Source organism: Shinella sp. NM-101 (assembly GCF_021401195.1).
In the GTDB taxonomy this organism is placed as follows: Bacteria; Pseudomonadota; Alphaproteobacteria; order Rhizobiales; family Rhizobiaceae; genus Shinella.
Genome location: NZ_JACBFT010000002.1, coordinates 204346 through 225661 on the forward strand (window position 1 = coordinate 204346; position 21316 = coordinate 225661).

The following is a 21316-nucleotide window of genomic DNA, read 5'->3' on the forward strand; positions in this document are numbered from 1 at the left end:
CCTTTTCGCACGAGATGTTTCGGGATCCTTTGCACCACGCCTCCAACACCGCCAAATAGAGCTATGGTGCAGGGAAATACCTAATCCTTGTTTAAGCTGTCTCTGATTTAGGGCGGCGCTCCTTTGGGGTAAGCCCCGATCCGGACGCATTGATTTTTACATCCGCGCGCATTACTGCAACGTTACAGATTTGATTTTCATACCCGAGAAGAGAATGATCCCAGAGACCAAGACCCTCGCCGGCCGTTTCCCCGGCGATTTCGTGTTCGGCGTGGCGACCGCCGCGTTCCAGATCGAGGGCGCGACAAAGACGGATGGCCGCAAGCCGTCGATCTGGGATGCCTTTTCCAACATGCCGGGGCGGGTCTACGGCCGGCACAACGGCGATATCGCCTGCGATCATTACAACCGGCTGGAAGACGACCTCGACCTCATCCAGTCGCTCGGCGTTGCGGCCTACCGCTTCTCCATCGCCTGGCCGCGCATCGTGCCCGAAGGCACCGGGCCGGTGAACGAGAAGGGGCTGGATTTCTACGACCGCCTCGTCGACGGGCTGAAGGCGCGCGGCATCAAGGCCTTCGCGACGCTCTACCACTGGGACCTGCCGCTGATGCTGGCGGGCGATGGCGGCTGGACGGCGCGGCAGACCGCCTATGCCTTCCAGCGCTATGCCCGCACGGTCATCGCGCGGCTCGGCGACCGGCTGGATGCGGTGGCGACCTTCAACGAGCCATGGTGCTCGGTCTGGCTCAGCCATCTCTACGGCATCCACGCGCCGGGCGAGCGCAACATGGACGCGGCGCTGCATGCGCTGCATTTCACCAACCTCGCCCATGGCCTCGGGGTTTCGGCGATCCGCGCCGAGCGGCCGGACCTTCCCGTCGGCCTCGTGCTGAATGCCCATTCGATCTATCCGGGCAGCGACGATGCGGGCGACCGCGCGGCGGCGGACCGGGCCTTCGATTTCCACAACGGCGTCTTCTTCGGCCCGGTCTTCAAGGGCGAGTATCCCGAACGCTTCCTGTCGGCGCTTGGCCACCGCATGCCCGAGATCGAGCCCGGCGACATGGAGACGATTTCCCAGCCGCTCGACTGGTGGGGCCTCAACTATTACACGCCGATGCGTGTCGCCGACGATCCGGCCGAAGGCTCGGACTTCCCGGCCACCGTACCGGCCCCGCCGGCGGGCGACCTCAGGACGGACATCGGCTGGGAGGTCCATGCCCCGGCGCTCGGCGATCTCGTGCGTAAGCTCAATGCCGATTACACGCTGCCCGACTGCTACATCACGGAGAACGGCGCCTGCTACAACATGGGCGTGGAAAACGGCGTTGTGGATGACCAGCCCCGCCTCGACTACATCGCCGATCATCTCGGCGTGACGGCGGACCTTATAAGCGAGGGCTATCCGATGCGCGGCTATTTCGCCTGGAGTCTGATGGACAATTTCGAATGGGCTGAAGGCTACCGCATGCGCTTCGGCATCGTCCATGTCGACTATGAGAGGCAGGTGCGCACGGTGAAGAAGAGCGGCCACTGGTATGCGGCGCTTGCCGGGCAGTTTCCCAAGGGGAACCATCGCGAGGGATAGCTTGGCGCCGAGGTGAGGCGCCCTTCGCGCCTACTTCCCGAGATGACGCTCGCCGCGCTTCTTCGCCAGGTCCATCTGCTTCTGCCGCTGGCGGAAGCGCATGCGGTCTTCCTCGCTGCGGCTCGCATGGCAGTGCGGGCAGGAGACGCCGGGCTCGTAGAGCGGGGAGGCGATCTCCTCGACGGTCAGCGGGTGGCGGCAGGCGCGGCAGAGCGTGTGCTCGCCTTCCTCCAGGCCATGGGTGACGGAGACGCGCTCGTCGAATACGAAGCAGGCGCCCTCCCACAGGCTTTCCTCCGGCGGCACGTCCTCCAGGTATTTCAGGATGCCGCCCTTGAGGTGGTAGACCTCGTCGAAGCCCTCGGCCTTCATGAAGGCGGTCGCCTTTTCGCAGCGGATGCCGCCGGTGCAGTACATGGCGATCTTCGGCTTGTTGTGCAGGCCGGTGTTCCGGCGCACCCAGCCGGGAAATTCGCGGAAGGTCTTCGTGTTCGGATCGATCGCGCCCTTGAAGATGCCGATCGCCGTCTCGTAGTCGTTGCGCGTGTCGATGACGATCGTGTCCGGATCGGAGATCAGCGCGTTCCAGTCCTTCGGCGCGACATAGGTGCCGACGGAGCGGTTGGGGACGATGTCCTCGACGCCCATGGTGACGATCTCCTTCTTGAGCCGTACCTTCATGCGGAGGAACGGCATGTCGCCCGCGCGGCTTTCCTTGTGCTCCAGCGCGGCAAATTCCGGCTGGCTGCGCAGGAAGGAAAGCACCGCGCGGACACCGGCGTCCGGCCCGGCGATCGTGCCGTTGATGCCCTCATGGGCGAGCAGCAGCGTGCCGCGCACGCCGTTTTCCTCGCACAGCGCCTGAAGCGGCGCGCGCAGTTCGGCAAAGCGCGGAACGGAGACGAAGTGATAGAGCGCGGCGACCAGGAAGCCACCGTTCTCAGCGGGCGAAGAGATCTCGTTTGTCATGGCCGCCACATACAGCTTCGCCGCGTTCCAGGCAATGCGGCGTGGTGTACCGGTTCAGGCGAGCTGGCGCAGGCTCGCGCCGTTGCTGATGCCGAGCGCCATCGCCTGGTTGGAATACCGGCTTTCGCCCGTCACCTCGCGGCCCACCCAGTTGGGCATGGCCGGCTCGTCGTGGATCGAGGACAGTTCCACCTCGGCGATCACGAGGCCGCGGTGCACGCCGCCATAGACGTCGACTTCCCAGACATGGCCCTCGTGCGGCACCCGGTAGCGCACCTTCTCGATGACGTTGCCGACCGCGTGGCGCAGCATGTCCTCGGCCTCGTCGCGATCGATGTCGAATTCGTATTCGTCACGCACCAGCGCGGTGTGGCCGACTTTCAGCGTGATGCGCGCGCGCCCGTCGCCATAGATGCGGACCCGGAGCGACCGGTCTTCCTGGGCGACGATATAGGCCTGCCTTATGGCGATGCCGTCATCCGCGAAGGTGCGCCATCGCTGGCCCGACACCAGGAACTTCCGCTCGATCTCTTTAGCCATCGGCTCGCTTTCGCTGTTGGAGATGGGCTTGGGCGAGGGGAAGACTACACGATAAGTGTGTCATGACAAGGCCATGAATCATGCTTTAGGCTCGACAGAACGTCGCGGACGCGATATGCCGCTTTCAATTCAATCGTTTTAAAAAGGTGGTCCCATGAGCGCGAAAAACGCCAAGCTGCTTTCCGTCCTGAAGCTTCAGCCGGTGGTGCCGGTGCTGGTCGTCGACGACGTCAAGACGGCGGTTCCGCTGGCGCGCGCGCTGGTCGCGGGCGGGCTGAAGGCGATCGAGATCACGCTGCGCACGACCGCCGCGCTGGAGGCCATCCGCGCGGTCGCCAACGAGGTCGAGGGCGCCGTCGCCGGTGCCGGCACGATCCTCAACGCCGCGCAGTACGAGGCGGCCGTCGAGGCGGGGTCGCAGTTCATCGTCAGCCCCGGCACGACGCAGGAACTGATCGACGCCGCGGCGGATTCCGAAATCCCGCTGCTGCCCGGTGCGGCCACCGCCAGCGAGGTCATGGGCCTTCGCGAGGAGGGCTACCAGGTCATGAAGTTCTTCCCGGCCGAACAGGCGGGCGGCGCGGCCTACCTCAAGTCGCTTTCCTCGCCGCTTGCCGGCACGCTGTTCTGCCCGACGGGCGGCATTTCCCTGTCGAATGCCCGTGACTACCTCTCGCTGCCGAACGTCGTGTGCGTCGGCGGCTCCTGGGTCGCGCCGAAGGAGCTTGTGGCCAAAGGGGACTGGGCGGGCATCGAGAAGCTCGCTGCCGAAGCTGCGGCCCTCAAGGGCTGATCCTCGGGGCCGATCCCCGGGGCAGGGACAGGTTCAAGGCAATTTCAGACGGGCGGCCATTGGCCGCCCGTTATGCGTTTGTAATTTGGAAGGGGCATTCCTATCTTGCCTTGCAGCCGGCCCTTGCCGTGACTGGAGAAACGGAGACCGCCCATGTTTGACGCCAAGAAGTTGCTCGACCAGTTCCTCGGTTCGCAGGTGCCCGGCGCGGGCGGAACCGTGCGCGACCGCGCCGGCCAGGTCACCCAGCTTGCCAAGGACAATCCGCTTGCCACCGTCGCGATCGCCGGCGTCCTGCTCGGCACGGACGGCGGCCGCAAGGTCGCGGGCTCGGCGCTGAAGCTCGGCAGCCTTGCCGCCATCGCCGGCCTCGGCTACCAGGCCTACAAGAACTATCGCGACGGCCAGAACCCGGTCGAAACCGCCGGGGCCGGCACGCCCGAGCTGCTGCCGCCGCCTGTCGATTCCGGCTTCCATCCGGATGCCGTCAGCACGGATTTCGCCCTCGTTCTCGTGCGCGCCATGATCGCCGCCTCGCGCGCCGACGGCCATATCGACGATGCCGAGCGCGCCCGCATCCTGGACAAGCTGAAGGTCTCGGGTCTCGGCGAGGACGCCGCGAAATTCCTCGAGGACGAGCTTGCCAGCCCGGTCGATCTCGACGCCATCGTCGCGGCGGCGAGGAGCGAGGAGCAGCGCGTCGAGCTCTATACCGCCTCGCGCCTTGCCATCGAGCCCAAGTCGCGCGCCGAGCGCGGCTATCTCGACCTGCTCGCCGGTCGCCTCGGCCTTGCCGATGCGCTGGTCGACCATATCGAGGCGACGGTTTCGGCCGCCACGGTCTGACATCAGCCGGGGAAGCGGCCGAACGCCGCTCCCCGTTTTCCGCATTGCCTCGGTCCGCCCGCTGCTCTATCCCTTCGGCAAGACCGAAGGAGGATTTTCATGCGCGATCTCAAGGACTGGAAAGGTTGCCCGCCGCCGGCGCCGGTGACGCTCGAGGGACGCACTGTGCGCCTGGAGCCTTATGACCGCGCGAAGCACCTTCAGGCGCTCTGGGACGCCTTCGGCGGCATGGGCATCAACCCGCTGCTGCGCTACTTCGCGCAGGCCGATTTTGGAGGCATCGAGGATTTCGATGCGTGGTCCGAGGCGGTGATCCGGTCGGGCTGGGTGCGCGAGGTCATCGTCGACAAGGCGAGCGGCAAGCCGGTCGGCATGGCGCATTACATGCGGCCGGACCCGGCCAACGGCGTCGTCGAGATCGGCGGCATCGCCCATGGCGGCGGCATGTCCCGCTCGCCGCTCTCCACCGAGGCGCAGTATCTCCTCGCCAAGCACGTCTTCGAGGATCTCGGCTATCGCCGCTACGAGTGGAAGTGCCACAACGGCAACGAGGCCAGCAAGCGCACCGCGGCCCGTCTCGGCTTCACCTTCGAAGGCGTCTTCCGCCAGCACATGCTCTCCAAGGGCGAGAACCGCGATACCGCCTGGTTCTCGATCATCGACAGCGAATGGCCGGTCGTCGCCAAGGCGTTCGATGCCTGGCTGCTGCCGGAGAATTTCGACGCCGAGGGGCGGCAGAAGCGCAGGCTGGAGGACATCCGCGCCGAGATCGCCAGGGCGGGCGCGGCATGAGCGGGGACGGCAAGGGCAAGTCGGCGGCGCTTGCGGCGCTTTTCATCCTGCTCGGCACGGGCATCGCGTTCTATTTCCTGCCGCGCGTCATGATCGCGCTCGGCGATGTCTCGCCGTGGCTGGCTGGCGTCTTCGGCACGCTGCTGGTGCTCGGCTTCTTCCTCGTGTTCTGGCTCAGGGCGCGCTACCAGCGCAGCCGCGGCAACTAGCGCGTCCGCGCTCAGCCCTGCAGCGACGCGCCGAGCAGGAGCAATCCCAGGATCATCACCAGGGCCGCGCCGCCGATCTCGATGGCGGTGCCGACGCGCACGGCGGCCGAGCCGTTGCCGGCGAAGCGCACGGCCGCGCCCTTGGCGGTGACGGCGAGCGTGGCGAGGATCGAGACGGTGATGGCCGTGCCGATCGACATGGCGAGCACGGCGAGAACGCCGCCGAGATAGAGGCCGTTCAGCAGCGCAAAGCTCAACACGATGAGCGCGCCGGAGCAGGGGCGCAGTCCGACGGCGACGATGGCGGACCATGCCTCGCGCAGCGCGAAGCGCTCGCCCTTCAGCAGCGAGGGATCCGGCGCATGGGCGTGGCCGCAGGTCGCGCAGACCTCGCCGGCATGGTGGTGGTGCGCGTGATCGTGATGATCGTGATGATGGTGATCGTGGACCTCGACCGCCATGGCGCCGAGCGCCGAGGGGCGGCGGGCGGGACGCAGCTTGCGGAAGAGGAGCCAGGCGCCGAAGAGGGCGATGAGGGCGTAGCTGCCGGTCTCCAGCGCCCGCGTCGCGTCCGTCATGGAGACCGTGGTGCCGCGCAGGAAGAGATAGGCCGCCCCGACCAGCAGGATGGCGACGATGCCCTGCAGGATGGAGGAGAGGAAGGACAGGGCGACGCCCCGCTTCAGTTCCACCTCGTTCGCCAGCATGTAGGAGGAGATGACGGCCTTGCCGTGGCCGGGGCCGGCGGCATGGAAGACGCCATAGGCGAAGGAAAGGCCGGCCAGCGTCGTGGCCGCCCACGGGTTTTCGCGCATGTCCTTCAGCGCACCCGTCATCAGCCGGTAGAAGCCCTGCTGCTGTGCGTTGATCCAGGCGAAGAGGCCGCCGAAGGCGCCGGTCGTGTTGAAGCCGGGTTCCGCCGAGCCGATGCCGAGCGGGGACTGGGCGTGGGCGAGGGTCGCGGTCGCCGCGACGGCGAGCGTCAGGGTGATGAGCGCAAGCGCGCGGCCACGGGTCAGCATGTGACCTCCAGGCGGGTGGCGAAGAGTCTGGACATGTCGGTGCCGGCCGGGTCGTTGAAGAAGGCTTCCGTCAGGCTGCCCTGGTTCTGGGAGAGCACCTCGTCGGGATCCGGCCGTACGACCTCGTGCTTGCAGGCGTTGAGTTTGTCGCCGATGGTGACGAGGTCGCCGTCCGAGGCGAAGTCCATCGAGGCATACATGGTGGGATCGTAGACGCCGAAGGTGAGCTTGCCCTTGAGCGGCATGACCTCGCCCGGCTTGACGGTGAAGAACATCAGGAGCTGGCCGTCCTTGAAGTCGACATTGATGACGTCGGGCTTGGAGACCTTCACCGCTTTGCCGTCCTCGGTGATCGTCGTGTAGTAGCTGAATTCCTCCAGCGACTCGAGCACGGTCTTGCCGACCTCGGCCAGTTCGTCCGGGTCGAGCTGGCCGTTGCTGTTGCTGTCGAAATCCATGACGACGCTTGCGGAGAACATCTCGTCGAAACGCCAGACGTTGCGCAATTCGCTGATCGTGCCTTCCTCGTTCCCCACCACCTCCAGCCGCGCCTCGGCGAAGACGTGCGGATGGGCAAGGGCGGCCACCGGGGCGAGGAGGGCCCCCCCGGCGACGAGAAGAGGAAGGAATCGCATGGGTTTTCAAACCTCCCGGGCGGCGTGAATCGGCCGGATCAATGTACCGCAAATGGGTCGGAATTGGGACCTGTCATGCCTCGATGCCGGGATTGCGGCGGAACCAGGCGTGCAGGAAATCGACGAAGGTGCGGACCTTGGCCGGCAGGTAGCGCCGGTGCGGGTAGATCGCATAGATGCCGCGGTCGGTCGGAAGGTAATCCTCGAGGATCGAGACGATGCGCCCCGAATCGAGGCATGGGCGGGCGATGAAGGCCGGCACCTGCGCCACACCGAGGCCGCTTGCCGCCGCGCGCACCGCGGCCGTCGGGCTGTTCACCTCGATATGGCCGCCGACCGGCACGGAAAAGCCCGCGCCCTTCTCGTCGACGAAGCGCCAGTTGCTGTGCGACTTGCCGTTCGTATCGATGATGCAGGGCAGGCGGGCAAGGTCGCTCGGGTGGTTGATCGGGCCGACGCGCTCGATGAACTCCTCCGTCACGCAGATCTTCAGGAAGAAATCGCCGAGCTTGCGGGCGATGAGGGCCGAATCCTCCAGCCGCGTGATGCGGATCGCGACGTCAAAGCCTTCCTCGACCAGGTCGACGAAGCGGTCGTCCGAGACGATCTCCAGCGAAAGCTCGGGATGCTCGCGGCCGAAATCGATCAGCGACTGGCCGATATCGGCATCGACGAAGGTGCGCGGGGCGGAGACTTTCAGCTTGCCGCGCAGGTCCGTGTTCTTCTCGCGCACGAGATCGGCGAGGTTGTCTATCTCCTTCAGGATGTCGGAGGCGGTGCGGTAGTAGGTGTGGCCGGCCTCGGTCATAGAGAACTGGCGGGTGGTGCGGTTGAGAAGCAGCGTGCCCAGCTCGTCCTCCAGCTCCCGCACATATTTGGACAGCAGCGCCTTGGAGCGGCCGGTCTTGCGGGATGCTGCGGAAAAGCCTTCGGCGTCGATGACGTCGATGAAGGCCCGGATTCGGGTCAATGTATCCATGTATCCCCACTTGGCTATCCGCCGCTTCGTCTCGCGGACGGTGCGAAGGGAGGCGGGCCTCCGGCCAGAGAGCGGCGGCCGGTGTTTTATAAACGATCTTTGAAAACCAGTCCGGCGAATGTCGTGGCTGTCACAATATTTTCAATAGCAACCCGCAAAAAACTCTTGATTACGACAGCGATTCTTCCTATCTCCGCGCTTGCCCAAAGTCGCACGTGCCTGTGGGTGTCCGCCGACCCTCGATTTGGTGAGGATCATCGGTAAGGTACCTGGACCTAACCGCTCCAGTCGCTATTCCGGCCAACCGGGAAATGCGAGGACATCTTGAAGCAACGACGGTGCGGGCCTTTCTGGTGTCTGCCGGCTTTCCAACAGCCGGGGTTACTGAAGAGGCACACCTTCATTGCCGGACGTGCGGTCGGGTTCTCCCGCCAATCCATGGCAGACAAAGCCGAATTGAAGCCTAGGCGGGCTTCGGTTCACCGTTCGCGCATTTGCGCATGCTTGGTTCCGGGGTCTCCACCGGCTGGTTCCAGAGCGTTGCCGCATCTGCCCTTTGTCCTCCGGGGTTTTCCCGGAGAAACCTGGATATGGGGAATACCGAGATGGCTTCTGCACGTATTATCGACTTCCTGAACACCCGACGTCCCGACGGCCCGTGCCTCGTGGTCGACCTCGATGTCGTGCGCGACAACTTCAAGGCCTTCCGCTACGCGCTGCCCGACAGCGCCATCTACTATGCCGTGAAGGCCAACCCGGCGCCGGAAATCCTGCGCCTGCTCGCCTCCATGGGCTCCAACTTCGATTGCGCGTCCGTCGCCGAGATCGAAATGGCGCTCGATGCCGGCGCGACCGCTTCGCGCATCTCCTTCGGCAACACGATCAAGAAGGAACGCGACGTCGCCCGCGCGCATGCGCTCGGCGTCTCGCTCTTTGCCGTCGACAGCCATGAGGAAGTCGAGAAGATCTCCCGTGCCGCCCCCGGCGCGCGCGTCTTCTGCCGCGTCCTGACGGATGGCGAGGGCGCCGAATGGCCGCTGTCGCGCAAGTTCGGCTGCGTGCCGCAGATGGCCGTCGACGTGCTCGTCTACGCGCACCAGCTCGGCCTCACGTCCTACGGCGTCTCGTTCCATGTCGGCTCGCAGATGACGAAGCTCGACGCCTGGGATTCGGCCCTTGCCGATGCCAAGCGCGTCTTCGTGCAGCTCGCCAAGCAGGGCATCGAGCTGAAGATGGTCAATATGGGCGGCGGCTTCCCGACGAAGTACCTGCGCGACGTGCCGTCGGCCGAAGCCTATGGCCAGGCGATCTTCGGCGCGCTGAAGAAGCACTTCGGCAACCACATCCCGGAAACCATCATCGAGCCGGGCCGCGGCATGGTCGGCAATGCGGGCGTGATCAAGGCGGAGGTCGTCCTCGTCTCGAAGAAGTCGGACAACGACAACCATCGCTGGGTCTTCCTCGACATCGGCAAGTTCGGCGGCCTTGCCGAAACCATGGACGAGGCGATCCGCTACCCGATCCGCACCGGGCGCGACCAGGACGAGATGGAGCCCTGCGTGCTCGCCGGCCCGACCTGCGATTCGGCTGACGTGATGTACGAGAAGAACATGTACCCGCTGCCGATCACCCTTTCGATCGGCGACGAGGTTCTGATCGAAGGCACCGGCGCCTACACGACGACCTACTCGGCCGTCGCCTTCAACGGCTTCGAGCCGCTCAAGGCCTACGTCATCTGACGACCGGGCGCTCCCGTCCCTGCGGGAGCGCCAGCTTCACAATTCATTCTGGATACCGTCTGAATCGGTTTTGAGTGCGGGAGGCCCGGAGATGGCCACTGTTCTTGATTCTGTGCGTGCGTTTTTCGCGCATGCCGCCTTCACCATCGACCGGGAAAACGCCGGCGACATCGTCGCGCGCGAGCGCCTGCTCGACCGCGTCATGGGCGAGGGGCGCTTCCGCAAGTCCTCCGAAAAGCTGCGTCGGGGACGCCTGCCGGCCGAGGGCCTCGCCCTTGTCGCGCGCGATGCGGATGGCCATGTCATCGGCACGGTGCGCCTGTGGGATGTCGAGGCGGGCGTCGATGCCGATGGCAATGCCGTTCCGGCGCTGCTGCTCGGCCCGCTCGCCGTCGATTGCGCACACGAGGGCAAGGGGATCGGCGGGGCGCTGATGCGCGCGGCGATCACCGAAGCGCGCAGCCGCGGCCACGGCGCGGTGCTGCTCGTCGGCGATCCCGAATACTATGAGCGCTTCGGCTTCTTTGCCGAGAAGGCGCGGCACCTCGTCATGCCCGGCCCGTTCGAGCGTCGCCGCTTCCTGGGACTGGAGCTGAAGGACGGCTGGCTGGGCGGCGCGGCGGGCGTCCTCGTCGCGAGCGGCCGGCGCCTTTCCGCGGGGCTGCGCAAGGCGGCCTGAGGGCGGGATGATCCAATGGGAATTTGATTTTTATCATTGTTATCATTGGAGAAATTTCAACACTCGCGCAAATTCAGGCGATAGTTGAAGTTCGTCAAGCCTTCATTTGATTCATCTCAAATGGTTAGGCCTTCCGGCCGCTTCATAGTCACGCCGCAAAGAAGAGTCGTGACTGATGGAGAGACGACATGAAGAATATGGGTATGGGCATGCTGGGCGCCGCCGCCCTCAGCCTGGCCGCTATCGCAAGCCCGCTGCACGCGGCTGACCTCGCCGAACGCATGGCGCCGCCGGAGGCGACGATCGACGTCGCGGCGAAGAGCCCGTGGCAGATCCGCGTGCGCGGCCTCGGCGTGATAACCGAGAACAGCGGCTTCGTCGACGGGATCCCCGGATCCGACCTGTCCTTCTCGGATACGGTGGTGCCGGAACTCGATATCTCCTACTTCTTCACGGACAATATCGCCGCCGAACTCATTCTCGGTACGACCTATGCGAATGTGACGGCCGACGGCTCGATTGCCAGCCTCGGCAAGGTGGGCAAGACCTGGCTGCTGCCGCCGACATTGACGCTGCAATATCATTTCACCGATCTCGGCGCCTTCAAGCCCTATGTCGGCGCGGGCGTGAACTACTCGCTGTTCTATCACCAGTCCGGTTCCGGCGCTTTCACGGACCTCGACGTGAAGAATACGCTGGGTGCGGCGCTTCAGGTGGGCTTCGACTACATGCTGGACGACCACTGGGGCATGAACTTCGACGTGAAGAAGCTGTTCCTCGAACCGGAGTGGAAGGTCAATAGGGCCGGTACGCCCCTCACCGGCAAGGCCAAGCTCAATCCCTGGCTGATCGGCACGGGCGTGACCTACCGCTTCTGAGCAGGGGAAGGACCTGCTTCACTGAGGCGGGTTTCCAGGCTTATCCATCAACGCGGCCGGGGATTTGACACTCCGGCCGCGACATCCTATGTACGGACGAAGGGTGAGAGCCCCTGCCGTCCGCGAGCGCAAGCTTTGGTGAAGTCTCTCCAGAATCGATCGGTCTTCCAGCATCACGCATGCGAACCGGTGGCAATGCGGGCCCCCTCCGAAACGACGCATGCCACGACTGGAGTTCCGACATGCGTCCATCATCGACGCCACTACCCTCTCTCGATGCCCTGAAGGACCAGGCAAGGCGGCTGCGCGCGCGCTTTTCCGCCGAGGGGCAGGACATTTCCCATTCCCGCGCGCTCGAGCTCATCGCCGCGCAATACGGCTTTCGCGACTGGAACACGCTGCATGCGGCCGTCGGCAACCGGCCGCCCTTCGATCCCTGGATGCTGGGCGCGCGCGTGCGCGGTCATTATCTTGGCCAGCCGTTCGATGCCGAGGTGCTGGGCGTGCAGGCGGTGACGAGCCAGCCCGGCCGCTACCGCATGACCCTGCGTTTCGACGAGCCGGTGGACGTGGTCACCTTCGAAAGCTTCTCGGCCTTCCGCCACCGCGTGACGTGCACCGTCGACGAGACGGGGCGGACGACCGAGAAGACCTCCAACGGCAGGCCGCATCTCGAACTCGAATGGTGATCGCTCAGAACGATCCCGAAAACCGCATCGCAAGGCCGTCGACCCTGAAGCCGGCGGCCTTGTCCGTTTCGCGGCGCACGAGGTGGCTGTATTCCAGCGCCGCGGCGGCACCCTTTGCGAGCGTATAGGTGAGGGTCGCGGTCGTCGCGGTCGCGCGCGTGCGGTAATCGTAATAGAGCCAGTCGCTGCGGGCGTGCTCGTAGGCGAGGGCGAGCTTCAGCCGTTCCGTCAGCGCCGTTTCCAGCGACAGGCCTGCGGTGCGCACGTCCTCGCCAAGCGGGTCGTCGATGTCGGCGAGCTGCATGTCGCGCCCGAACTTCGCCTTGAAAACGGTGTCCCGAGGGAGCGGGATGGCGAGTTCCGCCTTCAGGAAGGGCCGGGTGCGGCCGACCGTCAGGCCGAGCTCGGGGCTGCCGACGCGCACGATGCCTGCCTCCGCCATCAGCGTGATGCCGTCGCCGAAGGCGCGTCCATAGGCCAGGGAACCGCGCAAGGTCTCTGCCGGGAAGCGGTCGAGCGGATGCTGCTGGCCGGCCGGAATGCGGTTCGTGCGGTATTGCAGCGTAATGCCCGCCTCGCCGCCGAGAAGCGGGCGGATATGGCCGCCGGTGAGATCGAGCAGCCGGTTGTCCGCTTCGAGCCGGGTGTGCGGAAGGGCGGGCAGGGTGAAGCGTGCCTTTCCCCGGTGCAGACTGGACAGGGCGGCGACAAGACGGCTCTTGCCGCCTGCGTGCTCAACGGTGATCCCGGCGCTGGCGGCGGCGGCGACCTCGGCCTTCCGGTAGCCGATCAAGAGCCCCGGCAGGGCGAGGAAGAGGTCGCCTTCCTGCCGGTGCTCGATGCCGCCCCTGAGGGTGAGCTTCACCGCCTCGCCCAGATCGCGGTCGAGGCCGAATTCGACGCCGGCCCGCCGCTCGTCGGAGAAACGGTAGCGGGCGAGGCGCCTGGCGCTCGCATTCAGCCCGTAGGCGAATTCGGAGTCCTCCAGCGCCAGGCTGCCACGCAGGGAGAGCTTGGCCTCGGTGAATGGAGAGGAAAGAGCGGACGGATCCTTGAAGACATTCCCGGTCCAGCCGCCACCGACGCTGTAATCGATGGTTGAGTCGGCGTTTGCCGGGTTGCAGAAGGCGGCTACGAAAACCGCACAAAGGAGGCCGCGAAACAAGCCCATCGGAATTTGCCCCTGTCCGTTTCTGAAACGGAATCCTAGGGTTGCATGGTTAAAAATTCCCTCATTGGTTGATTTTAACCTGACAAATGCAAAGTAAAGTACCTGGAGTTGTGTCCGGTAGGGATTCGTTAAACTTGTCTTTATTATGGTTAACTATTTGCTATAATTGGGAAATCGGGTTGAGTAAATCGAAGTTCATATTACCTTTGATTGTGCATCCAAGAGGTGTGCAACCAAAGGAGAGAGAGCATGAACAAGACCCGCATCATCGCCATCGCAACCGTCATCGCCCTTGCCGGCGCCGGCCAGGCTTCGGCCGGCGGCCTGCTCGGCCTCGGCATCCTCAGCGGCAACAAGACCAAGACCGGCGGCATCGTGATCGCCCCCAGCATCGGCGTCGGTAACGTCCTCAGCGACAACGACGGCAACAAGGTGCTGAACGGCGTGCTGAGCAACAATCTCAATGGCACGCTGTCCGGCATCCTGAACGGCAATGCCCTCGGCATCCTCGGCGGCAGCGACTGCGGCTGCAAGTCCCGCAAACACTGACCGCACCTTCCCGCCCTGCCCCTGCGGCCAGTGGGCCCGGGAGAGCTTGCTCTCCCGGGTTTTCGCATGGGTTCAGCCGGCGAGATCGATCACGCCGCAATCGCCGGCGTCGCTGGCGAAGGCGAGGAGCTTGCCGTTGCGGCTCCAGGCCATGGAGGTAACAGCGCCCTTGCCGGGCCGGCGCAGCAGCACTTCGCGGCTGTCGGCGAAGCGGGCGGCGAGCACCATGCCGTCGGAATAGCCGATGGCGACGACGTCCTCGCCCGGATGGCAGGCGACGGAAGTCACCATGACATCGGCGCGGGTGCCGAGTTCCAGCGGCGGCTTGCCCATCGGGCCGTCCTTGGCCGAGAAGGGCCAGACGATGGCGGCGGGCGCGCCGGAGGAGGCGAGCCACTTGCCCTTGACGGACCAGGAGAGCGACTTCACCTTGGCCGGATAGCCGGTCATGCGCATGTGGCGGGTCTCGGCGCCGGGCTTGGCATCGAGCTTCCAGCCGTGCAGCGCGTTTTCCTGCATGCTGGTGACGACGAAGCGGCCGTCCGGCGAGAAGGTGATGCCGGTATGGGCGCCCTTCCATTCGAGATCGACCGGCGGGGCGGCCATGGCGACCCAGTGCAGCGATGCGCCGTTGTAGCGGGCGGCGCCGATGCGCAGGCCCTTCGGCGCAAACGCGATGCCCTCGACCGAGCGGCCCTCGGTGAATTCCCTGATCGTGCCGTCGGCAAGGCGCACGCGCGCCGTGCGGCCTTCCGCGAAGCCGACGGCGCCCTGCGGGCCGGCGGCGACGACGGAGATCCACTTGCGCGGCACTTCGGCCAGAAGCGTCGCGCTGCCGTCGGCGGCGATGCGCAGCACCTTGCCGTCCTCGCCGCCTGTTATCAGCGTGTCGTTCGCCTCGTCGCGCACGCAGGCGAGCAGGCCGTCATGCGCCTCGGTGACCTTCTCGCCCTGGTCGAGGCGGTGGATGGCGCCGGAGGCGGTGGCGAAGAACGGCACGTCGCCGAGGAAGGCGGCCGCAATGACGTGGCCGTCGAGATCGAGAGGCGCGACTGTCGGCATTATCGGGTCTTTTCCTTCACGCTTTCCGGCATCATGCTTTCTGCGCCTCGCAGGCCTTGAACGTGCGCTCGATCTTCTCGCGGTCGAGATCGCGGCCGATGAAGACGAGGCGGCTTTCGCGCTTCTCGCCATCCTTCCAGGCGCGCTGGTGGTCGCCCTCGACGATCATGTGCACGCCCTGCACGACATAGCGCTCGTCATCGCCGGCAAAGGCGATGATGCCCTTGAGGCGCAGGATGTTCGGGCCGTCCGTCTGGGTGATCTTCTGGATCCAGGGGAAGAAGCGCTCGGGGTTCATCTCGCCGCCGCGCAGCGAGATCGACTGCACCGTCACGTCATGGATCGGCGAGACGCCGTGGTCGTGGTGATGGTGGCCATGGTCGTGGTGGTGATGGTCGTGATCATGATCATGATCATGATGGTGGTGATCGTGGTCGTGATCATGGTGATTATGGTCATGGCCGCAATCGGGGCCGCAGACATGGTCCGGGTGATCGTGGTCGAGGAAATGCGGATCGTTCTCCAGCGCGCGTTCCAGGTTGAACGCACCCTGGTCGAGAACCTTGGTGAGGTCGATCTCCGAGCGGGTCGTGCGGTGGATGCGGGCGGACGGGTTGATGGCGCGCACCGTGGCCTCGACCCGGGCGAGTTCTTCGGGGCTCACGAGGTCGGTCTTGTTGATCAGCACGACGTCGGCAAAGGCGATCTGGTCCTCGGCCTCGCGGCTGTCCTTCAGGCGCAGCGGCAGGTGCTTGGCGTCGACGAGGGCCACCACGGCGTCGAGCTCGGTCTTCTGGCGCACGTCGTCGTCCATGAAGAAGGTCTGGGCGACCGGTACCGGATCGGCAAGGCCGGTGGTCTCGACGATGATGGCGTCGAAGCGGCCGGGGCGGCGCATCAGGCCTTCCACCACGCGGATCAGGTCGCCGCGCACGGTGCAGCAGATGCAGCCGTTGTTCATTTCGTAGATTTCCTCGTCCGACTCGACGATCAGGTCGTTGTCGATGCCGATCTCGCCGAACTCGTTGACGATGACGGCATATTTCTTGCCGTGGTTGTCGGTGAGGATGCGGTTCAGCAGCGTCGTCTTGCCGGCGCCGAGATAGCCGGTGAGCACGGTGACGGGAATGGGCTTGGGAAGGGCTGTTTCGGTCATGGGAACCTCGAACGGGTACGGGGACGCCAAGCGTCCGGTCGGCGACTGATATAGGAGATCGCAAGGGCCAGCGCAAATCCCGGACGCGACGTTTCGCGGTCAGCGGAGCGCATCCGCGTCGAAGGCGGCGACGTCCTCGAGGAGGGCGACGAGGCCGCGAACGGCATGGGCGATGAGTTGCTCTCCCTTTTCCGCCGTCGCGGCGGCGGCATCGCCGGCCGCACCCTTCGGGTTGAGGTCGGACATCTTCCAGCCAAAGGCATGCGGACCATAGGCGCGCAGATGCGCAAAGCGCGCGGCGAACTCCGCCTGGCGCGAGCCGAAGCGCTCGGCCGTGTCCATGCGGACCAGCTCGGGGTGGAGGGCGAGCATGACGGAGGTTTCTATGTCTCCGCCGTGGATGTCGATGGCCTTGTTTTCCGGCGAAATCCAGCCCTCCGGCTGGCCGAAGCGCGTCCAGGCGGTGGCGACGACGAGCATGTCGAGTCGGATGCGCGCCTCGGTCGCGACGATGGTCATCAAGGGTGAATTGCCGCCATGGGCGTTGAGCAGCACGAGCTTGCGGATGCCGAAGCGGTGGAGGTCCTCGGCGATGCGCAGCCAGCGCTCCACCGCCTCGCCATAGCCGAGCGAGCGGGTGCCCGGCACGTCGAGATGCTCGGGCGAGTAGCCCACCGGCTCTGCGGGCAGGACGGTGACGGGCAGGTGCGGCGGCAGCGCGGCCATCAGCCTGTCGGCGATGCCCTCGGCGATCAATGTGTCCGTTTCCAGCGGCAGGTGCGGGCCGTGGCCCTCATGGGCGCCGAGCGGCAGGACCGCGATCCAGTCCGCGCGGTCTTCCGGCGCCAGCATGGGGTCGTTTTCGGTCCATCGCGTCCTGGGATGCGCCATGGTGTCTCTCCGATCCTTACTTGCCGCCAGCCTTCTTCCTCTGTCATACAAGGCCGCGCCCGCGATGCAAGGGCGGTGCAGGAGGCGATGCATGGGCAAGAAGCACAAGGACGGCAAGGACGGCAAGAAGGCCAAGAAGAAGAAATCGCACGAGGATGTCTCGGGCACGGGCCTTGCCACCGCCGTCGTGAATGCGGCGCGCTCGATGCGCACGGTGCTTTCCCGCAATCTCCTGGCGACCGGCCTTTATGCAGGACAGGATGGCGTGATCCTCGCGCTCGCCGAGGAGGGCGGTCTGACGGCCGGCGCGCTGGCTGCCCGGCTCGGCGTCAAGGCGCCGACCATGACGCGCACCATCGGCCGCCTGGAGGCGCAGGGCTTCGTCGAGCGCAGGCCCGACGAGACCGATGGGCGGCTGACCGTCGTGCATCTCACCGAGGCCGGCCGCGCGTCCGTCGACCGCATCACCGAGGCGGGCCGCCTCAGCGAGCGGCAGGCGGCCGACGGCTTCAGCGAAAAGGACGTGCGCCATCTCCTCAAGCTGCTGCGCGCCATGGACGAGAACCTGCATGCCGCCATGCCGGACACGCGGGGTGAAAAGGCGGTTGCCGAGGACATTTAAACTGTTTAAATAAACGGTTTTAAAGCCGCGTTGCTGCGCGTTCTTGGGGAGGGGTCGTGGCACAGAAAATCAAGCTTTCCACCATCGCGGAGACGCTCGGCGTTTCCACGGCGACGGTATCGCTTGCGCTGAGGGACAGTCCCCTTGTCGCCGCTACGACGCGGGACCGGATCAAGGAACAGGCACGCGCGCTCGGCTATATCTACAACCGCCGCGCGGCGAGCCTTCGCACCTCCCGCTCGGGCATCATCGGCGTCGTCGTGCACGACATCATGAACCCGTTCTATGCGGAAATCCTCAAAGCCATCGAGAGCGAGCTCGACCGCGACCGGCAGACCTTCATCCTCTCCAACCACTACGATTCGGTCGAGAAGCAGCGCAATTTCGTCGAGACGCTGCTGCAGCTCGGCGGCGACGGGGTGATCATGTCGCCGGCCATCGGCACGCCGCCGGAGGACATCCAGCTTGCCGAGGACAACGGCATGCCGGCGATCCTGATCGCGCGCTCCATCGACGGCCTCGACGTGCCGATCTTCCGCGGCGACGACAGCTACGGCATATCGCTCGCCACCAACCACCTGATCGGCCTCGGCCACCGCACCATCGCCATGGTGGGCGGCACGGACCAGACGTCCACCGGCCGCGACCGCTACCAGGGCTATGTCAACGCGCTGCGCAAGGCCAATATCGAGGTCGATCCCGGCCTTCGCATCCCGGGCCCGCGCACCAAGCAGGGCGGCTTCGAGGCGGCGGTGCATTTCCTCTCGCTGCCGCAGAAGCCGACGGCGGCCGTCTGCTGGAACGACCTCGTGGCCATCGGCCTCATGAACGGCATCGCCCGCGCCGGCCTCGTGCCCGGCCGCGACGTCTCCGTCACCGGCTATGACGACCTGGAGGAGGCGGCGATCGCCACGCCCGCCCTCACCACGGTCTGGAACGGCCAGTCGGAGGTCGGGCGCAATGCCGCCCGCGCGCTGCTCGACAAGCTCTCCGGCAGCCACGAGCCTGACGGCATCCATCTCATCAAGCCGGAAATGCGCATCCGGCAATCGACCGGACCGCTGAAGCCGCATCCCGAAGGCTGAGGGCCTGTCGCAGAAGGAGGTTTTCGCCATGGCGTCGAAGACACGCATTCTCGTGCCCGGCACGATCCGCGAGCGGGTGCTCGATCGTCTGAGGGAGGGCTTCGACGTCGTGCGCATCGACCGGGCGGATCCCTCCCTTCTCGCCCGCTCCGAGGCGGCGAGCATTTCGGGCGTTGCCGTTTCGGGCAGCTTCGGCGCTGCGATGATCGAGCACCTGCCTTCGCTGGAGATCATCGCGAGCTTCGGCGTCGGCTATGACGGCATCGACGCGCAGGCCGCCGCCGGGCGTGGCATCGCCGTCACCAACACGCCGGACGTGCTGAACGACGAGGTGGCGGATACCGCCATCGGGCTCCTCATCAACACCGTGCGCCGCCTGCCGCAGGCGGAGGCGTGGCTGCGCGAGGGGCGCTGGACGCGCGAGGGCGCCTTCCCCCTGACGCCGCTCAGCCTGCGCGGGCGCAAGGCCGGCATCTATGGCCTCGGCCGCATCGGCCTTGCCATCGCCGAGCGGCTGAAAGGCTTCGGCATCGAGATCGCCTATCACACGCGCCGGCCGCACGAGGGCGTGCCCTATGCCTACCATCCGTCCCTGACGGCGCTCGCCGAGGCCGTCGATATCCTGATCGCCATCGTGCCGAAAACGCCGGAGACGCACAGGACGATCGACGCGGCGATCCTGCGGGCGCTCGGGGCAAACGGCGTGCTGATCAATGTCGGGCGCGGCTGGACGGTGGACGAGGCGGCGCTGGCCGCGGCGCTGGAGGACGGCGTGATCGCCGCCGCGGGCCTCGACGTGTTCTACGACGAGCCGAACGTGCCGGAGGCGCTGCTCGCCCAGCCGAACGCCACGCTGCTGCCGCATGTCGCCTCCGCCTCGGTCGTGACGCGCGATGCCATGGCCGATCTGGTGGTGGACAATCTCTTTTCCTGGTTCGGCCGGGGCGCCGCGTTGACGCCGGTGCCGGAAACGCCCTTTACGCGAAAAACGGGGTAGGGGACGGAAAGCCTTCGTTAACCATTCCGCAAGCTTGCGGGCGCATAATTCCTGCGTCGAACCGCGATGAAGGAGAGCCCGATGAAGATGCTGACGATTGCCGTTCTGGCCGGTGCCGTTTCCTTCGGTCTTTGGAGCTACCGGACGCAGGCGCCCGGCATCGATCCCATCGTCTCGGGCTCCATTCCGGCCCGGGCCGCGGGGCACAGCTACACGATCTCCAACGCGGTGGCGAACACGGCCTGCCTTGCCGAGCGCGGCAGCCCCATTTCGAGCCGCAGCGCGCGTTTCGAGGCCGGCGCAGACTGCGACGCCGTCTGGCCCGGCCTTTCCAAGGCGCGGACCTGGACGAACAACGGCGACGGCACGGCCGTCGTCGCCGACGCACGGGGCGAGTCGATCCTCACCGTCGTCGATGGCGACGGTTTCGCCTACGAGGCGGTGGAGCCCGCCGACGCCCTGATCACGATGATGTCCGCCGACTGACGGCCTATTCCGCCGCCGTCCGGTGAACCATGCCCTGCCTGGCGGCGGCATACTCCCGCACGGCCTCGCCGAAGGCGGCGAAGAGCCTGTTGGAGGGCTGGTCGGAGCCGACCCAGTATTCCGGATGCCACTGCACGCCGACGGCGAAGGCCTTCGCGCCGATGACCGAGACGGCCTCGACCGTGCCGTCCTCGGCGACGGCTTCCACGGCAAGGCGCGGCGCCATCTCGGAGATGGCCTGGCGGTGGAGGGAGTTCACCTGCACCTCGCCGGCGCCGATGACGCCCGCAAGGCAGCTCCCTTCCTTGACGATCACCTTCTGGCGGATGCCGTAGGCGACGTCGAGCACCGGGGTATCGGGCTTGCGGTGATCCCACATGCCGGGCTGTTCCTGGATCTCGTTGGCGAGCGTGCCGCCAAGCACCACGTTGAGCTCCTGGATGCCGCGGCAGATGGCCAGGAGCGGGATGCCGCGCTCGAGCGCCCGCCGGATGAGCGGCAGGCTGGTCGAGTCGCGCGCCGTGTCGTAGGGGCCTTCCGCCTCGGTGGCTTGCTTGCCGTAGAGGGAGGGATGGACGTTGGTGCGTGAGCCGCTGACCAGAAGCCCGTCCACCCGGTCGAGGATGCCGTCGAAATCGTTGTCGGCTTCCAGCGCCGGGACGAGGAAGACGGTCACGCCCGCGCCCTTCACGGCGGCGCGCACATACTGGTTCGGGGTGGCCTGCCAGACGTTGCCTTCGATTTCCCTGATGTCGGCGGGAATGGCGACGACGGGTTTGGACATGGTGGGCTCCGGAGAATGAAATACCAAAAGAGGATTTGCTATCAAAACCGGCATCAGTCAATTCCCCCTTTCCGGCGAAATGACGACGGAACCGCCGGTCCGGGCGGCATGGCATCCGGCGCGCCGGCACGGCGCTGACCAGTTTTCACGGT

Annotated in this window: 24 protein-coding genes; 14 read left to right on the forward strand and 10 right to left on the reverse strand. The window is 65.9% G+C overall.

Translation table 11 applies throughout. The features are described 5' to 3' along the window. The first annotated feature begins 214 nt into the window (after window positions 1-214). On the forward strand, window positions 215-1591 hold the full coding sequence (locus L0976_RS04790) for a GH1 family beta-glucosidase (protein ID WP_234186356.1): 1377 nt from the start codon (window positions 215-217) through the stop codon (window positions 1589-1591). 30 nt (window positions 1592-1621) lie between these two features. Here the strand turns inward: L0976_RS04790 and L0976_RS04795 are convergent, their stop codons facing one another. Next, complete coding sequence (locus L0976_RS04795) at window positions 1622-2560, reverse strand: rhodanese-related sulfurtransferase (protein WP_234186357.1); 939 nt, start codon at window positions 2558-2560, stop codon at window positions 1622-1624. A gap of 54 nt (window positions 2561-2614) precedes the next feature. Continuing rightward, on the reverse strand, window positions 2615-3100 hold the full coding sequence (locus L0976_RS04800; protein ID WP_203316135.1) for a CYTH domain-containing protein: 486 nt from the start codon (window positions 3098-3100) through the stop codon (window positions 2615-2617). A gap of 154 nt (window positions 3101-3254) precedes the next feature. Here L0976_RS04800 and L0976_RS04805 point away from each other — a divergent pair, with 154 nt between their 5' ends. From L0976_RS04805 to L0976_RS04820, 4 genes are all read left to right on the forward strand, one after another. After that, the gene (locus tag L0976_RS04805; RefSeq protein WP_203316134.1) at window positions 3255-3893 is read left to right on the forward strand and encodes a 2-dehydro-3-deoxy-phosphogluconate aldolase; all 639 of its coding nucleotides are present in this window, start codon (window positions 3255-3257) and stop codon (window positions 3891-3893) included. A 153-nt stretch (window positions 3894-4046) separates the two neighbouring features. Then, on the forward strand, window positions 4047-4739 hold the full coding sequence (locus L0976_RS04810) for a tellurite resistance TerB family protein (protein ID WP_234186358.1): 693 nt from the start codon (window positions 4047-4049) through the stop codon (window positions 4737-4739). Window positions 4740-4838: 99 nt separating this feature from the next. Continuing rightward, on the forward strand, window positions 4839-5531 hold the full coding sequence (locus tag L0976_RS04815) for a GNAT family N-acetyltransferase (RefSeq protein WP_234186359.1): 693 nt from the start codon (window positions 4839-4841) through the stop codon (window positions 5529-5531). Further along, window positions 5528-5740: a hypothetical protein gene (locus L0976_RS04820; protein WP_234186360.1), complete on the forward strand. Its 213-nt coding sequence runs from the start codon at window positions 5528-5530 to the stop codon at window positions 5738-5740. Before L0976_RS04815 ends, L0976_RS04820 begins: the two co-directional genes overlap by 4 nt. 11 nt (window positions 5741-5751) lie before the next feature. Here L0976_RS04820 and L0976_RS04825 read toward each other — a convergent pair whose 3' ends face one another. From L0976_RS04825 to L0976_RS04835, 3 genes are all read right to left on the reverse strand, one after another. Further along, complete coding sequence (locus tag L0976_RS04825) at window positions 5752-6762, reverse strand: nickel/cobalt transporter (RefSeq protein WP_234186361.1); 1011 nt, start codon at window positions 6760-6762, stop codon at window positions 5752-5754. After that, on the reverse strand, window positions 6756-7397 hold the full coding sequence (locus L0976_RS04830; RefSeq protein ID WP_234186362.1) for a DUF1007 family protein: 642 nt from the start codon (window positions 7395-7397) through the stop codon (window positions 6756-6758). Before L0976_RS04830 ends, L0976_RS04825 begins: the two co-directional genes overlap by 7 nt. A gap of 73 nt (window positions 7398-7470) precedes the next feature. Continuing rightward, entirely contained in the window at window positions 7471-8376 is a 906-nt protein-coding gene (locus L0976_RS04835) for a LysR family transcriptional regulator (protein WP_203316128.1), read from the reverse strand. A 605-nt stretch (window positions 8377-8981) separates the two neighbouring features. On the opposite strand from L0976_RS04835, the gene odc2 reads away from it, so the two are divergent. The 4 genes from odc2 (at window position 8982) to L0976_RS04855 (ending at window position 12361) form a co-directional block, all read left to right on the forward strand. After that, on the forward strand, window positions 8982-10115 hold the full coding sequence (gene odc2, locus L0976_RS04840) for an ornithine/lysine decarboxylase (protein WP_234186363.1): 1134 nt from the start codon (window positions 8982-8984) through the stop codon (window positions 10113-10115). Between the two features lie 91 nt (window positions 10116-10206). Continuing rightward, window positions 10207-10794: a GNAT family N-acetyltransferase gene (locus L0976_RS04845; RefSeq protein ID WP_234186364.1), complete on the forward strand. Its 588-nt coding sequence runs from the start codon at window positions 10207-10209 to the stop codon at window positions 10792-10794. A 197-nt stretch (window positions 10795-10991) separates the two neighbouring features. Further along, the gene (locus tag L0976_RS04850; protein ID WP_370643598.1) at window positions 10992-11672 is read left to right on the forward strand and encodes an OmpW family protein; all 681 of its coding nucleotides are present in this window, start codon (window positions 10992-10994) and stop codon (window positions 11670-11672) included. A 242-nt stretch (window positions 11673-11914) separates the two neighbouring features. After that, the gene (locus tag L0976_RS04855) at window positions 11915-12361 is read left to right on the forward strand and encodes a glyoxalase superfamily protein (protein ID WP_203316124.1); all 447 of its coding nucleotides are present in this window, start codon (window positions 11915-11917) and stop codon (window positions 12359-12361) included. A 4-nt stretch (window positions 12362-12365) separates the two neighbouring features. Here the strand turns inward: L0976_RS04855 and L0976_RS04860 are convergent, their stop codons facing one another. Next, window positions 12366-13532, reverse strand: a complete 1167-nt coding sequence (locus L0976_RS04860; RefSeq protein WP_234186365.1) for a hypothetical protein — start codon at window positions 13530-13532, stop codon at window positions 12366-12368. 249 nt (window positions 13533-13781) lie between these two features. Between L0976_RS04860 and L0976_RS04865 the strand changes: the two genes are divergently transcribed. After that, entirely contained in the window at window positions 13782-14081 is a 300-nt protein-coding gene (locus L0976_RS04865; RefSeq protein ID WP_234186366.1) for a hypothetical protein, read from the forward strand. Between the two features lie 72 nt (window positions 14082-14153). On the opposite strand, the gene L0976_RS04870 is transcribed toward L0976_RS04865, so the two are convergent. The 3 genes from L0976_RS04870 to L0976_RS04880 all read right to left on the reverse strand — a co-directional run bounded on the left by L0976_RS04870 (window position 14154) and on the right by L0976_RS04880 (window position 17190). Then, window positions 14154-15143: a WD40 repeat domain-containing protein gene (locus L0976_RS04870; protein ID WP_234186367.1), complete on the reverse strand. Its 990-nt coding sequence runs from the start codon at window positions 15141-15143 to the stop codon at window positions 14154-14156. Window positions 15144-15174: 31 nt separating this feature from the next. Then, entirely contained in the window at window positions 15175-16299 is a 1125-nt protein-coding gene (locus L0976_RS04875; RefSeq protein ID WP_234186368.1) for a GTP-binding protein, read from the reverse strand. Window positions 16300-16398: 99 nt separating this feature from the next. Next, window positions 16399-17190 carry a creatininase family protein gene (locus L0976_RS04880; RefSeq protein WP_234186369.1) on the reverse strand — a complete coding sequence of 264 codons (792 nt, stop codon included), beginning with the start codon at window positions 17188-17190 and terminating at the stop codon, window positions 16399-16401. A 91-nt stretch (window positions 17191-17281) separates the two neighbouring features. Here L0976_RS04880 and L0976_RS04885 point away from each other — a divergent pair, with 91 nt between their 5' ends. From L0976_RS04885 to L0976_RS04900, 4 genes are all read left to right on the forward strand, one after another. Continuing rightward, window positions 17282-17812, forward strand: a complete 531-nt coding sequence (locus L0976_RS04885) for a MarR family winged helix-turn-helix transcriptional regulator (protein ID WP_234186370.1) — start codon at window positions 17282-17284, stop codon at window positions 17810-17812. Window positions 17813-17868: 56 nt separating this feature from the next. Further along, entirely contained in the window at window positions 17869-18897 is a 1029-nt protein-coding gene (locus L0976_RS04890; RefSeq protein WP_203316117.1) for a LacI family DNA-binding transcriptional regulator, read from the forward strand. 28 nt (window positions 18898-18925) lie between these two features. Further along, window positions 18926-19894: a 2-hydroxyacid dehydrogenase gene (locus L0976_RS04895; protein WP_234186371.1), complete on the forward strand. Its 969-nt coding sequence runs from the start codon at window positions 18926-18928 to the stop codon at window positions 19892-19894. A gap of 81 nt (window positions 19895-19975) precedes the next feature. After that, complete coding sequence (locus L0976_RS04900; protein ID WP_203316115.1) at window positions 19976-20380, forward strand: hypothetical protein; 405 nt, start codon at window positions 19976-19978, stop codon at window positions 20378-20380. Between the two features lie 4 nt (window positions 20381-20384). Here the strand turns inward: L0976_RS04900 and L0976_RS04905 are convergent, their stop codons facing one another. After that, complete coding sequence (locus L0976_RS04905; RefSeq protein WP_234186372.1) at window positions 20385-21164, reverse strand: gamma-glutamyl-gamma-aminobutyrate hydrolase family protein; 780 nt, start codon at window positions 21162-21164, stop codon at window positions 20385-20387. Window positions 21165-21316 lie beyond the last annotated feature (152 nt).